This window comes from Dinoroseobacter sp. S76, assembly GCF_049801095.1.
Lineage (GTDB): Bacteria > Pseudomonadota > Alphaproteobacteria > Rhodobacterales > Rhodobacteraceae > Dinoroseobacter.
Genome location: NZ_JBNAGH010000004.1, coordinates 86,466 through 97,955, shown reverse-complemented (window position 1 = coordinate 97,955; position 11,490 = coordinate 86,466). Strand labels below are relative to the sequence as shown.

Below are 11,490 nucleotides of genomic sequence, written 5' to 3'. Positions count from 1 at the left end.
ATGCCTTGGCGCGTGTGCCTGAGCGGTCTGCCCGGGGGCGGCAAGAGCATGATCGCCCGCGCCCTGGCGGCGGAGACCGGGGCACTCTGGCTCCGGGTCGACCGGGTGGAACAAGCCAAGCGCGAACCCCATATGAAGACCGAGGATCTGGCCGATGGCGGGTATGCGGCGCCCCGCGCCGTGCCGCCGGCTGTGCTGGAACAGGGGAGTGACGTGATTGCCGATCGTGTGAACCCGATCCCGCTCACCCAGGAAGCTTGGCGCGCGGCGATGCTGGAGGAGGGCGGCCGTCATCTGGATGTGGCGTTGACCTGTTCCAACACCAAAGAGCATCGTCGCCGGGTCGAGACATGCAAGGCGGAGGTGCCGAAACCGGGCCTGCCCGACTGGCAGGCGGTTTTGACCCGGACATACGAGCCGCTCACCGCAGCCGACCTGTCTCTCGATGCCGCAGCGCGCCCCGTGGAGGCGGGGAGCGTCGGGATCCGTACTGCGCTGCAGGAGTACGCCCATGGCTGATCTCTTTGCCGGGGCGGAACGGCTCATGGGAATGAGCGACAGGGTCTGGCGCCGCCATGCCAACCCGCTTTCGGTGGCGACCCGCTTCACCGTGTTGCCGCTTCTGGCGCTCGCGATCTGGAGCCGGGTCTGGCTCGGTTGGGCGGCGCTTGTCCCGGTGGCGCTGGTCCTGCTTTGGACCTGGTGGAACCCGCGCGCCTTTCGCGAGCCGCGCAGCTTTGCCTCCTGGGGCAGTCGCGCGGTGCTGGGGGAGCGGATTTTTCTCGCCCATCGTGCCGAGATCCCCGCCCATCACCTCCGCGTTGCCCGGATGCTCGGTTATGCGTCGGCGCCCGGGGCCTTGGTGATGGGGGCGGGGCTCTGGATGCTCTGGGCGGATTGGGTGGTCTTCGGGATTGTCCTGACGGCCCTGCCCAAGACGTGGTTTTGCGACCGGATGGTCTGGATACATGATGACTGGGTGCGCGCCGGCGGCGCGGTGCCCGGCCTGACAGCGGAGGAGGTCGCCCATGACCGCATATGACACGCTCGAACTGGAACGGGATGCGCGCGGGGTGGTGACCGTGGCCCTGAGCCGTCCGGAGAAGCACAACGCCATGGATGCCACGATGATCGGCGAGCTGCACCACTGCGCCGAAGCGCTGGGCGCGGATCCCGAGGTCCGGGTGGTCGTGTTGACCGGGCAGGGGCGGAGCTTCTGCGCAGGCGGGGATCTCGGTTGGATGCGGGCCCAGATGACCGCGGATGCCGCGACCCGCGCCCGGGAGGCGCGGGCCCTGGCCGAGATGCTCGGGGCCTGGAACCGGCTCCCCAAGCCGGTGATCGGACGCATTCAGGGGCAGGCCTTCGGCGGCGGTGTCGGTCTGATGTCCGTCTGCGACGTGGCCATCGGCAGCGCGTCCGCGCGGTTCGGCTTGACCGAAACGCGCCTCGGTCTGATCCCGGCCACGATTGGCCCCTACGTGGTCGCCCGCATGGGAGAAGCCTGCGCCCGGCGGGTCTTCATGTCCGCACGGCTCTTCGGGGCCGAGGAGGCGGTGGCGCTGGGCCTTTTGGCGCGCGCCGTCCCGCCCGAGGATCTGGACGCGGCCATCGAGGCGGAGGTGACCCCCTATCTCGCCACGGCGCCCGGAGCGGTCGCCGAAGCCAAGGCCCTGGCGCTGACCCTGGGCGGCGCGGTCAGCACGGCACAGATCGACGCAACCATCGATGCGCTGATTGCCCGCTGGGAGAGCGACGAGGCCCAAGAGGGGATCGATGCCTTCTTTGCCAAGCGCAAGCCGCGCTGGGCCGAAGGCAACTGAGCCCACGGGTCAGGAAGGGTTCCAGCTCCGCCTCGCAGCAGCGCGGAGGTATCCTCCCTCAATGCCTGGGCCGAACTCGCACCCCGCGTTGCCGCGATCAAAGCCGTGACCTTCGGTCCGAAAGGTCGATGCGCACTGAGGGAGGTTGCTGACAGCACCCCGCTCCGCCCCTTTTAGCCTCTGCCGCAGCTTCTGAGTGCCCAACAGCCGCCCCATGGTCGCCTTGGCAATGCCAGTCTCCATACGCTCCTCAGGCGCTCACCGGAGACCCAGAGGCCGGGGAGGGTGCTCCAGACCGGTTCTCACAAAAGTTGTATTCAAAATGCGGATAAATGCTATGCTCGCCATACGGGAAATCCGGTGAGAGCCGCGCCCTGCGTCACACCGCCTCTGGCAGCGGCTCGGGACACGCGTACACTGCGCGCGTTGGGGCGTGTTTGCCGCAGGCGGCTTGGTTGACCACCTTTGTATGCACCGGTAGACCCGCCACGACCGGACCGACACTATCGGGACCGCGCTGAGCTGGTCCCCGGTACCACGCAGGAAGGAGCCCCACGTGGAAGAATTGCTTCGAGAATACCTTCCGATCCTTGTATTTTTGGGCATTGCCATTGGCCTCGGCCTGGTGCTGATCCTCGCAGCGGTGATCCTCGCGGTGCGCAACCCGGATCCGGAAAAAGTCTCGGCCTATGAGTGCGGCTTCAACGCCTTCGATGACGCCCGGATGAAGTTCGATGTCCGCTTCTACCTGGTATCGATTCTCTTCATCATCTTCGACCTCGAGGTCGCGTTCCTCTTCCCCTGGGCGGTTGCCTTCAAGGATGTGGGGCTCGTGGGCTTCTGGAGCATGATGATCTTCCTCGCGATCCTGACCATCGGGTTCGCCTATGAGTGGAAAAAAGGAGCCCTCGAATGGGAGTGAGCACCGCCGCCTATGACGCGGGTCCGGACAAGGAACACGCGACACAGCTCATCAATGCCGAGTTGCAGGACAAGGGCTTTCTGCTGACCTCGACCGAGGACATCATCAACTGGGCCCGCACGGGCTCGCTGCACTGGATGACCTTTGGTCTGGCCTGCTGCGCGGTCGAGATGATGCACACCTCCATGCCGCGCTACGATGCGGAGCGGTTCGGGATCGCGCCTCGTGCCTCCCCACGCCAGTCCGATGTGATGATCGTGGCCGGCACGCTGACCAACAAGATGGCGCCCGCCCTGCGCAAGGTCTACGACCAGATGCCGGAGCCGCGTTACGTGATCTCCATGGGGTCCTGCGCCAATGGCGGTGGCTACTACCATTACAGCTATTCCGTGGTGCGCGGCTGTGACCGCGTGGTGCCCGTGGATATCTATGTTCCCGGCTGCCCACCCACGGCCGAGGCGCTGCTCTATGGCCTGTTGCAGCTGCAACGCAAGATCCGCCGGACGGGCACAATTGTGCGCTGAGGCGCAGGAGAGACACCAATGACCGCAGCCCTTCAGGAACTGGCCGCCCATATCGAGCTCAAGCGCCCGGATTGCGTGATCTCGACCGAGATCGCCCATGATGAGCTGACCGTTGTGGCCACGCCGCAATCCATCGTTGACCTTGTGGCGTTCCTCAAGACCGACGCAACCTGCAAGTTCTCTACCCTGATCGACATCACGGCGGTGGACTACCCGGAACGGGCGCAGCGCTTCGATGTGATCTATCATTTCCTCTCGATGTATCAGAACCACCGGATCCGCCTGCGGGTGCCGGTGCGGGATGACGACATCGTGCCCTCGATCATTTCCGAACATCCCTCGGCCAACTGGTTCGAGCGCGAGGTGTTTGACATGTTCGGGATCTTGTTCTCGGGCCATCCGGACCTGCGCCGGATCCTCACGGATTACGGCTTCCGCGGCTACCCGCTGCGCAAGGACTTCCCGACCACGGGCTATACCGAGGTCCGCTATGACGACGAGAAGAAGCGCGTCGTCTATGAGCCGGTGAAGCTCGTGCAGGAATACCGGCAGTTTGACTTCATGTCCCCCTGGGAGGGCGCGGAGTACATCCTGCCAGGAGACGAGAAAGAGGAGGCCAAGGGCTGAGCCATGGCCGACGTCACGCTCCTTTTCGGGATCGGTGCCACGAAGGCGGGCACGAGCTGGCTCCAGTACTACCTGGATCGCCACCCGGAGGTGCATCTCTGGACCCATAAGGAGCTGCATTACTTCGACGCGCTGGATCGCGGGCAGGTGATGGAGCAGATCGACGGGCTCTGTGAGAAGCGCACGTATCTGCGCGCCAAGATGCGCCAGACCGAGGGCGATGCCCGGGAGAAGCTGCGCTTCGAAGTGGCGGAGATCGACCGCTATCTGGGTCTCTTGGGGCAGGGGGTCGAACGGCCCGGGGCCTATGTCAGCTTCCTCAAAAAGGGCCGCAAGGGCGCCAAGGTGGTGGGCGATATCACCCCGGCCTATGCGCTGCTGAGCGAGGAGCGTCTGCGGAAGATGGCCGGGCTCGGCCCCGTAACCAAGTTCATCTATCTGCTGCGTGACCCGATTGATCGGCTCTGGTCCAATATCCGCATGATGGCGGGCTGGAAGGGTGGCTCCGAGACGGAGATCGCCGACCGCGCCAACTGGATCTTCGACCGCTGGACCCGCGGTGAGGAACGCGCGCTGGCCGAACGCTGCGACTACGAAGGCCCGCTGAGCCGGATCCGCGCCGCGATCCCCGAGGGCGACCGCTTCCTGGGCTTCTACGAAGAGCTTTTTCGGACCGAGACCGTGTCGCGCCTCTGCGCCTTTCTCGGCATCAAGGACCGCGCAGCGCCCTTGGACACCCGCGTCCACCAGAGCGCGCAGATCGCCATGGACCCGGGCCGCCGCGCTCAGGCCGCCAAGGCGCTGGCCCCGCAATATGACCATGTACACCGCCTGATGGGCCGCATTCCTGCGGGCTGGCACGCGGCAGAAGTTGGAGTTTGAGACCATGATGGACGGCACGAATTTCGACGACGCCCTCACCGGCGAGCAGAAGATCCGCAATTTCAACATCAATTTCGGGCCCCAGCACCCGGCCGCCCACGGCGTGCTGCGTCTGGTGCTGGAACTGGATGGCGAGATTGTTGAGCGCTGCGACCCCCATATCGGGTTGTTGCATCGCGGGACGGAAAAGCTCATGGAGAGCCGGACCTACCTGCAGAACCTGCCCTATTTCGACCGGCTCGACTATGTGGCCCCGATGAACCAGGAGCATGCCTGGTGCCTCGCGATCGAGAAGCTGACCGGCACGGAAGTGCCCCGGCGCGGCTCGCTGATCCGGGTGCTCTATTCCGAGATCGGGCGGATCCTGAACCATCTGCTGAACGTCACGACCCAGGCCATGGATGTGGGCGCGCTGACGCCGCCGCTCTGGGGTTTTGAGGAGCGTGAAAAGCTCATGGTCTTTTACGAGCGGGCCTGCGGCGCGCGTCTCCACGCGGCCTATTTCCGGCCCGGTGGCGTGCATCAGGACCTGCCGCCGGAACTGCTGGACGATATCGAGACCTGGAGCCATGAGTTCCCCGCCGTGCTCGACGATATTGACGGGCTGCTGACCGAGAACCGGATCTTCAAGCAGCGGAACTGCGATATCGGCGTGGTCACCGAGGAAGAGATCCTCGAATGGGGCTATTCCGGCGTGATGGTGCGCGGCTCGGGCCTCGCCTGGGATCTGCGCCGCGCGCAGCCCTACGAGTGCTATGACGAATTCGACTTCAAGATCCCCGTGGGCAAGAACGGCGATTGCTATGATCGCTATCTCTGCCGGATGCAGGAGATGCGCGAGAGCCTCTCGATCATCCAGCAGGCAATTGCCAAGCTGCGGGACTGCCCCGGCGATGTGCTCGCGCGCGGCAAGCTGACCCCGCCCAAGCGCGGCGACATGAAAACCTCGATGGAGAGCCTGATCCACCACTTCAAGCTCTATACCGAAGGCTTCCACGTGCCCGAGGGCGAGGTCTATGCCGCCGTCGAGGCGCCCAAGGGCGAGTTCGGCGTCTATCTGAAGTCCGACGGCACCAACAAACCCTACCGCGCCAAGATCCGCGCGCCGGGATATCTGCATCTGCAATCGATGGATCACGTGGCCAAGGGCCACCAGCTGGCGGATGTCGCCGCGATCATCGGCACCATGGATGTGGTGTTCGGGGAGATCGACCGCTGATGACGCTCATCGCGATCGGGTTCGGGGCAGTCTTCGTGCTGTCCTTCTGGCTGAGCGCCGGAACCGGGAAGGCCACGGGCTCTTCCCTGGCCGGGGTGCTGGCCGGACTGATCGCGTTTGGGCTGCTCATGGCGGCTTACCTGGCCGCTTTGGCCATCTGGCTGCGCGCCACCCTGCGCAGCTTTGTCGAGACGTATTTGCCGCAACTGCTGGAGCAGCTTCTGCTGATCCTCGAACAGGTTGCGCCACTGAGGGAAACGATCTGATGCTGCGTCGTCTTCACGCTGACCAACCCGCAAGCTTTGCCTTCACGCCCGAGAACGAGGCCTGGGCGCTGACGCAGATGACCAAGTATCCCGAGGGGCGTCAGGCCTCGGCGATCATTCCGATCCTGTGGCGCGCGCAGGAGCAGGAGGGGTGGCTGACCCGCCCGGCCATCGAATATGTGGCCGAGATGCTGGGCATGGCCTATATTCGGGCGCTCGAAGTGGCGACGTTCTACTTCATGTTTCAACTGCAACCGGTTGGATCTATTGCGCATATCCAGATTTGCGGAACGACCTCCTGCATGATCTGCGGGGCGGAGGATCTGGTCGCGGTCTGCAAGGACAAGATTGCGCCCAAGGCCCACCAGCTGAGCGCTGATGGCAAGTTCAGCTGGGAAGAGGTCGAGTGTCTCGGCTCCTGTGCGAACGCGCCCATGGCTCAGATCGGCAAGGATTACTACGAGGACCTCACGGTGGAGAGCTTTTCGGCGCTTCTGGACAAGATGGCCGCCGGTGAGGTGCCCGTGCCGGGTCCGCAGAACGGCCGCTATACGTCGGAGCCTGCGGGCGGGCTGACCAGCCTGACCGAATATGAAGCGGGCAAGGATGCCTATAACGCCTCCGCCCGTCTGGCGGTGGATCTGGGCGATACAATCAAGCGCATCGACGGGACCGAGGTGCCGCTGACCGCGCCCTGGCTCGGCAAGGACGCCGAACTGCCCAAGCCTGCGAATACGGGCGCAGCACCGGTCGAAGCGCCGGCACCTGAGGCGGCCCCTGCTGCGGCAGCCCCTGCGGCCGCCGCGCCGACGGAAGACGCCAAGGTCAAACCGAGCGCGGCCTTGCCCGGCACGGCGGAGCTTGCTACGCGCAAGGGCACCTGGACCTACACGGCGCCCGCGGCGGAACCTGCGAAGCCCGCGATGCTCGCAGCGGCCCGCGATAGCGGGGCCGATGATCTCAAGAAGATCAAGGGCGTCGGGCCCAAGCTCGAGACCATGCTGAACACCATGGGGATCTACCATTTCGACCAGATCGCAGCCTGGACGGCGGCGGAACTGGCCTGGGTGGATGACAACCTCGAAGGGTTCAAAGGACGCGCCTCCCGGGATGAGTGGGTGGCCCAGGCCAAAACGCTCGCATCAGGAGGCGAGACAGAATTTTCTTCCCGCGTTACAAAAGGGGACGTTTACTAACGAACGGCTCTGAAACAGGGGGAGAACTGGAATGACAACACAAAACAAAGACATGACCTGCACCATCATTTGCTGGATGATTGGCGTCCTTCTCGGGGCGCTGACGGCGGCTGGGCTGATGGTTGTGGGCTGGTCATTCCTGCAAGGCGCATTCATGGGCGTGGTTGCCTGGCTCATCGTGGGCGGCGCTCTCAGCATTATGGTCTGCGGTCAGGGCGGACGCCCGCAAGGCCGGGTGGAGGCGCTGCAGGCTGAGATGGCCGAAGCGCGCGCCCGGGTGCAAGGCGGTGCGCCGACGCCGAGCGCGGCTCCGGCACCGACCGTGCCTGCCATGGCGACCGGTGTTGTCAAACCGTCGACCCCGCTCGCGGGCGAGGCCGAGCTGGCCAGCCGCAAGGGAACCTGGACCTATTCCAACGGCGCGTCTGACGCGACCCCGGCAACTGCGGACAAGCCCGCGACCCTGAGTGCGGCGCGTGATGGCGGGGCGGATGATCTGAAAAAGATCAAGGGCGTGGGGCCCAAGCTCGAAGGCGTGCTGAATTCCATGGGGTTTTACCATTTCGACCAGGTTGCGGCCTGGACCGAGGCCGAGTTGGCCTGGGTGGATGAGAACCTCGAAGGCTTCAAGGGCCGCGCGTCCCGGGATGAGTGGGTGGCCCAGGCCAAACTGCTCGCCGGTGGCGGCGAGACCGAGTTTTCCAAACGGGTCGATGAGGGCGACGTGTACGACACATGACCCAACGCCCGGATCCCGAAGAGCAGGCCCGCGTCATGCAGGCCCGCACCGCCGCCATCGTGGTCGCCGCCACGATGGTGCTGTGGATCGGGGCGAACTTTGCGGGAAGGGAATTGGGCCTGCCGGTCCGGTTTGTCTTCCTATTCGATTTTGCCGCACTGGCAGCGTTCTTCTGGGCGCTGGTGGTGGGGTTCAGGCTCTGGCGGTCGCGCCAGGCGAAGGAGTGACAGATGCTGCAAGATCAGGACCGGATCTTTACCAATATCTACGGAATGCATGACCGCACTCTGGCCGGTGCCCGCAAGCGCGGGCATTGGGACGGGACGGACAAGCTGGTGCAGCTGGGTCGGGATGAGATCATCAAGATCATGAAGGATAGCGGGCTGCGCGGTCGCGGCGGCGCGGGCTTCCCGACCGGTCTGAAATGGTCCTTCATGCCCAAGGGCAATGACGGGCGTCCCCATTACCTGGTGGTGAATGCGGACGAGTCCGAGCCCGGCACCTGCAAGGACCGGGAGATCATGCGCCATGATCCCCATACCCTGATCGAAGGCTGCCTGATCGCGAGCTTCGCCATGGGGGCGCATGCCTCCTATATCTATATCCGAGGCGAGTATATCCGCGAGCGCGAGGCGCTGCAGGCTGCGATCGACGAGGCCTATGATGCAGGCCTGCTGGGCAAGAACGCTGCCGGTTCCGGCTGGGATTTCGACCTCTACCTCGCCCATGGGGCCGGGGCCTATATCTGCGGCGAGGAAACGGCCCTGATCGAGAGCCTCGAAGGCAAGAAGGGCATGCCCCGCATGAAACCGCCTTTCCCGGCGGGTGCGGGCCTCTATGGCTGCCCGACCACGGTGAACAACGTGGAATCCATCGCGGTGGTGCCGACCATTCTGCGCCGGGGCGCGGACTGGTTCGCGCAGTTCGGTCGTCCGAACAATGCGGGCACCAAGCTCTTCGCGATCTCGGGTCATGTGAACAACCCCTGCGTCGTCGAGGAGGCCATGAGCATCTCCTTCGAGGAGCTGATCGACAAGCATTGCGGCGGCATTCGCGGCGGTTGGGACAACCTCAAGGCGGTGATCCCGGGCGGGTCCTCGGTGCCCTGCGTACGCGGCGAGAACATGCGCGACGCGATCATGGATTTCGACTATCTGCGCGGCGAGCTCGGCTCCGGCCTCGGCACGGCGGCGGTGATCGTGATGGACAAGGACACGGATATCATCAAGGCGATCTGGCGTCTGTCCAAGTTCTACAAGCATGAAAGCTGCGGCCAGTGCACGCCCTGCCGCGAAGGCACGGGCTGGATGATGCGCGTCATGGACCGTCTGGTGCGCGGCGAGGCCGAGGTCGAGGAGATCGACATGCTCTTTGACGTCACCAAGCAGGTGGAAGGTCACACGATCTGTGCCCTGGGTGACGCGGCAGCCTGGCCGATCCAGGGCCTCATCCGCAATTTCCGCGACGAGATCGAGGATCGCATCAAGGCCCAGAAATCCGGGCGTGTCAGCGCAGCGATGGCGGCGGAGTGACGCCATGAAGCGTTGTCTTGCATTTCTCGGCGGATGCGTCTTGCTGGCTGGATGCGGTACTCCGTCTCTGTCGCTTGATAGTGCCTACGCACCATCCGTGGCGCGGATTGCCACGGCCGCGGAGATGATGAACACATGCCCCGGCGTTGGACCGGGCCTGGAGGTTGACGAGTCCTTCATCATCAGCGCAGCGGATTTCGAAGCCGCGCAGACAGGATTGAGCACCCAAAAGATCCGGTCGGTTGCTTTTTATGGCGATCGGACCTCGATCCACGCAGCGCGTGATGCGCTTTTGACAGAACGCGGTGTGACCGTTGGTGATAGCGCGGCTCTTTGCGCCTATGCCTCGAAAGTTGCCGGCACGAATGACCCGCTGGGTCAGTTGATTGCGGTGCAGTAGGGGTGATCCGCGGCGCCCTCATATCGCTCGTTCTGGCCGGGCCGGCCTTCGCGCAAGAGTTGCGCACCGCGCCCAGCTACTACACCAATACGATTTTCGCGGTGACCATGGCCGAGGCATTGGCGCAAGGGTGTCAGGCGCTGGGGCTGAATTTCTTTGCGGTACAAAGCCAGCTTGAAATGCTCGAGGCACGGCTGGGCGAAGACGGGTTCGACACGGATGAGCCGTTCGATCAGATGATCGACCCGACCCCGATCTTCGCCAGCATGCAGCAGGATTTCCTCGTCAAGCACCCGATCGAAGGGGCTCCGCAGGCAGAGGTTTGTGCCGCCGGACAGACGGAAATGGATGAAGAGACCCTGATCGGCAGATTGCTGATTTCTGAGGAGAGCGTGCAATGATCCGTGCTCCGCTCCTTGGGGTCTGCGCCGTGCTGGCGCTCGCCGCATGTGACAATTCCGAGCTCGGGCAGGCTTTGGGCGTGCCGCAGACGGTCCCGACCGAAGAGATCGCCCAAGCGCTTCCCGACTATGCCATCGATGCCTTTGCGGCCCGGAGCATGGCTCAGTTCATGGCAGAGCAGTGCAGCACCCTGTCCTTCAACGCCCCGGTCGATGTCTCAAAGTATTTCGAAACCTACGAGCAGCTGGAACAGGACGGGTTCCCCAGTGATGTGCTCGAGGATCTTCCGGAGGACGTGAACGAGGCAATTGATGCCCGGGTCGTCGAACGGGTCCAGCAAAAGTACCGGGGCATGGGCATGACCTCCCGGAACCAGTCCTGCAGCATGGGGCGCCGCCAGATCGCGCAAGGTACCGCACTTGGCGCGCTCCTCATCGATGACAGGGCCGCATCATGACCGGGCCTGCGGGATATCACCTGGCGCAGGTCAATGTTGGTCGGCTGAAGACCGACACGGATGATCCGCGCGTGGCCGAGTTCATGGCCAATCTCGACCGGGTCAATGGGCTGGGCAAACGGATGCCGGGCTTTGTGTGGATGATGGAGGGCTCGGGCGCGCCGGGCACGGGCAATACGGAAGCCAAGATCGGCGGCGACCCGCGCTTTGTCCCGAACCTGACCGTCTGGGAGGATGTGGAAAGCCTCGAACGCTTCGTTTGGGGCACGATCCACAAGCAGTTTTACGAAAAGCGCACCGAGTGGTTCGAAACCCTCGGCGAGATGCATTTCGCAATGTGGTGGGTGCCGGAAGGTCATCGCCCGAGCCTGGACGAGGCTCTGGAGCGGCTCGACCATCTCAAAACCCACGGAGACAGCGACCAGGCCTTTGGCTGGTCTTACCTCAAAGAGGCGCGCATGTGGCAGACCCACGCTTGCGCGCCCGTAGCGGCGGAGTAAC

Annotated in this window: 17 protein-coding genes; all 17 read left to right on the top strand. The window is 64.2% G+C overall.

Annotated features, from left to right (window positions below; all coding sequences use genetic code 11):
• The 17 genes from ACP153_RS13630 (at position 1) to ACP153_RS13550 (ending at position 11,489) form a co-directional block, all read left to right on the top strand.
• On the top strand, positions 1–519 hold the full coding sequence (locus ACP153_RS13630) for an AAA family ATPase (protein WP_424971552.1): 519 nt from the start codon (positions 1–3) through the stop codon (positions 517–519).
• A complete protein-coding gene (locus tag ACP153_RS13625; protein WP_424971551.1) occupies positions 512–1,042 on the top strand; it encodes a DUF6653 family protein in 531 nt (176 codons plus the stop codon). Before ACP153_RS13630 ends, ACP153_RS13625 begins: the two co-directional genes overlap by 8 nt.
• Positions 1,029–1,823 carry a crotonase/enoyl-CoA hydratase family protein gene (locus ACP153_RS13620; RefSeq protein ID WP_424971550.1) on the top strand — a complete coding sequence of 265 codons (795 nt, stop codon included), beginning with the start codon at positions 1,029–1,031 and terminating at the stop codon, positions 1,821–1,823. The genes ACP153_RS13625 and ACP153_RS13620 overlap by 14 nt, the downstream gene beginning before the upstream one ends.
• A 556-nt stretch (positions 1,824–2,379) precedes the next feature.
• The gene (locus ACP153_RS13615; protein WP_424971549.1) at positions 2,380–2,745 is read left to right on the top strand and encodes an NADH-quinone oxidoreductase subunit A; all 366 of its coding nucleotides are present in this window, start codon (positions 2,380–2,382) and stop codon (positions 2,743–2,745) included.
• Positions 2,736–3,269, top strand: a complete 534-nt coding sequence (locus tag ACP153_RS13610) for a NuoB/complex I 20 kDa subunit family protein (RefSeq protein ID WP_424971548.1) — start codon at positions 2,736–2,738, stop codon at positions 3,267–3,269. The genes ACP153_RS13615 and ACP153_RS13610 overlap by 10 nt, the downstream gene beginning before the upstream one ends.
• Before the next feature lie 18 nt (positions 3,270–3,287).
• Positions 3,288–3,896 (top strand): NADH-quinone oxidoreductase subunit C, encoded by a 609-nt coding sequence (locus tag ACP153_RS13605; protein ID WP_424971547.1) that lies wholly within the window; start codon positions 3,288–3,290, stop codon positions 3,894–3,896.
• 3 nt (positions 3,897–3,899) lie between these two features.
• A complete protein-coding gene (locus ACP153_RS13600; RefSeq protein ID WP_424971546.1) occupies positions 3,900–4,778 on the top strand; it encodes a sulfotransferase family protein in 879 nt (292 codons plus the stop codon).
• 7 nt (positions 4,779–4,785) lie between these two features.
• Positions 4,786–5,997 (top strand): NADH-quinone oxidoreductase subunit D, encoded by a 1,212-nt coding sequence (locus ACP153_RS13595; RefSeq protein ID WP_424971800.1) that lies wholly within the window; start codon positions 4,786–4,788, stop codon positions 5,995–5,997.
• Positions 5,997–6,263 (top strand): hypothetical protein, encoded by a 267-nt coding sequence (locus ACP153_RS13590; protein WP_424971545.1) that lies wholly within the window; start codon positions 5,997–5,999, stop codon positions 6,261–6,263. Before ACP153_RS13595 ends, ACP153_RS13590 begins: the two co-directional genes overlap by 1 nt.
• On the top strand, positions 6,263–7,459 hold the full coding sequence (locus tag ACP153_RS13585; protein ID WP_424971544.1) for an NADH-quinone oxidoreductase subunit E: 1,197 nt from the start codon (positions 6,263–6,265) through the stop codon (positions 7,457–7,459). Before ACP153_RS13590 ends, ACP153_RS13585 begins: the two co-directional genes overlap by 1 nt.
• Before the next feature lie 31 nt (positions 7,460–7,490).
• Positions 7,491–8,198: an endonuclease gene (locus ACP153_RS13580; RefSeq protein ID WP_424971543.1), complete on the top strand. Its 708-nt coding sequence runs from the start codon at positions 7,491–7,493 to the stop codon at positions 8,196–8,198.
• Complete coding sequence (locus tag ACP153_RS13575) at positions 8,195–8,425, top strand: DUF5337 family protein (RefSeq protein WP_424966668.1); 231 nt, start codon at positions 8,195–8,197, stop codon at positions 8,423–8,425. The genes ACP153_RS13580 and ACP153_RS13575 overlap by 4 nt, the downstream gene beginning before the upstream one ends.
• 3 nt (positions 8,426–8,428) lie before the next feature.
• Positions 8,429–9,730: an NADH-quinone oxidoreductase subunit NuoF gene (gene nuoF, locus ACP153_RS13570; RefSeq protein ID WP_424971542.1), complete on the top strand. Its 1,302-nt coding sequence runs from the start codon at positions 8,429–8,431 to the stop codon at positions 9,728–9,730.
• 4 nt (positions 9,731–9,734) lie between these two features.
• The gene (locus tag ACP153_RS13565; protein ID WP_424971541.1) at positions 9,735–10,130 is read left to right on the top strand and encodes a hypothetical protein; all 396 of its coding nucleotides are present in this window, start codon (positions 9,735–9,737) and stop codon (positions 10,128–10,130) included.
• Between the two features lie 2 nt (positions 10,131–10,132).
• Positions 10,133–10,531, top strand: a complete 399-nt coding sequence (locus tag ACP153_RS13560; protein WP_424971540.1) for a DUF5333 family protein — start codon at positions 10,133–10,135, stop codon at positions 10,529–10,531.
• Entirely contained in the window at positions 10,528–10,989 is a 462-nt protein-coding gene (locus tag ACP153_RS13555; RefSeq protein WP_424971539.1) for a DUF5333 family protein, read from the top strand. Before ACP153_RS13560 ends, ACP153_RS13555 begins: the two co-directional genes overlap by 4 nt.
• Positions 10,986–11,489 carry a DUF3291 domain-containing protein gene (locus ACP153_RS13550; RefSeq protein ID WP_424971538.1) on the top strand — a complete coding sequence of 168 codons (504 nt, stop codon included), beginning with the start codon at positions 10,986–10,988 and terminating at the stop codon, positions 11,487–11,489. The genes ACP153_RS13555 and ACP153_RS13550 overlap by 4 nt, the downstream gene beginning before the upstream one ends.
• The last annotated feature ends 1 nt before the right edge of the window (position 11,490 follow it).

What these genes read in the sequence shown, in the direction of transcription:
- ACP153_RS13630 (WP_424971552.1), top strand. Translation starts at nt 1, where the DNA reads ATGCCTTGGCGCGTGTGCCTGAGCGGTCTGCCCGGGGGCGGCAAGAGC.
- ACP153_RS13625 (WP_424971551.1), top strand. Translation starts at nt 512, where the DNA reads ATGGCTGATCTCTTTGCCGGGGCGGAACGGCTCATGGGAATGAGCGAC.
- ACP153_RS13620 (WP_424971550.1), top strand. Translation starts at nt 1,029, where the DNA reads ATGACCGCATATGACACGCTCGAACTGGAACGGGATGCGCGCGGGGTG.
- ACP153_RS13610 (WP_424971548.1), top strand. Translation starts at nt 2,736, where the DNA reads ATGGGAGTGAGCACCGCCGCCTATGACGCGGGTCCGGACAAGGAACAC.
- ACP153_RS13605 (WP_424971547.1), top strand. Translation starts at nt 3,288, where the DNA reads ATGACCGCAGCCCTTCAGGAACTGGCCGCCCATATCGAGCTCAAGCGC.
- ACP153_RS13600 (WP_424971546.1), top strand. Translation starts at nt 3,900, where the DNA reads ATGGCCGACGTCACGCTCCTTTTCGGGATCGGTGCCACGAAGGCGGGC.
- ACP153_RS13595 (WP_424971800.1), top strand. Translation starts at nt 4,786, where the DNA reads ATGGACGGCACGAATTTCGACGACGCCCTCACCGGCGAGCAGAAGATC.
- ACP153_RS13590 (WP_424971545.1), top strand. Translation starts at nt 5,997, where the DNA reads ATGACGCTCATCGCGATCGGGTTCGGGGCAGTCTTCGTGCTGTCCTTC.
- ACP153_RS13585 (WP_424971544.1), top strand. Translation starts at nt 6,263, where the DNA reads ATGCTGCGTCGTCTTCACGCTGACCAACCCGCAAGCTTTGCCTTCACG.
- ACP153_RS13580 (WP_424971543.1), top strand. Translation starts at nt 7,491, where the DNA reads ATGACAACACAAAACAAAGACATGACCTGCACCATCATTTGCTGGATG.
- ACP153_RS13575 (WP_424966668.1), top strand. Translation starts at nt 8,195, where the DNA reads ATGACCCAACGCCCGGATCCCGAAGAGCAGGCCCGCGTCATGCAGGCC.
- nuoF (WP_424971542.1), top strand. Translation starts at nt 8,429, where the DNA reads ATGCTGCAAGATCAGGACCGGATCTTTACCAATATCTACGGAATGCAT.
- ACP153_RS13565 (WP_424971541.1), top strand. Translation starts at nt 9,735, where the DNA reads ATGAAGCGTTGTCTTGCATTTCTCGGCGGATGCGTCTTGCTGGCTGGA.
- ACP153_RS13555 (WP_424971539.1), top strand. Translation starts at nt 10,528, where the DNA reads ATGATCCGTGCTCCGCTCCTTGGGGTCTGCGCCGTGCTGGCGCTCGCC.
- ACP153_RS13550 (WP_424971538.1), top strand. Translation starts at nt 10,986, where the DNA reads ATGACCGGGCCTGCGGGATATCACCTGGCGCAGGTCAATGTTGGTCGG.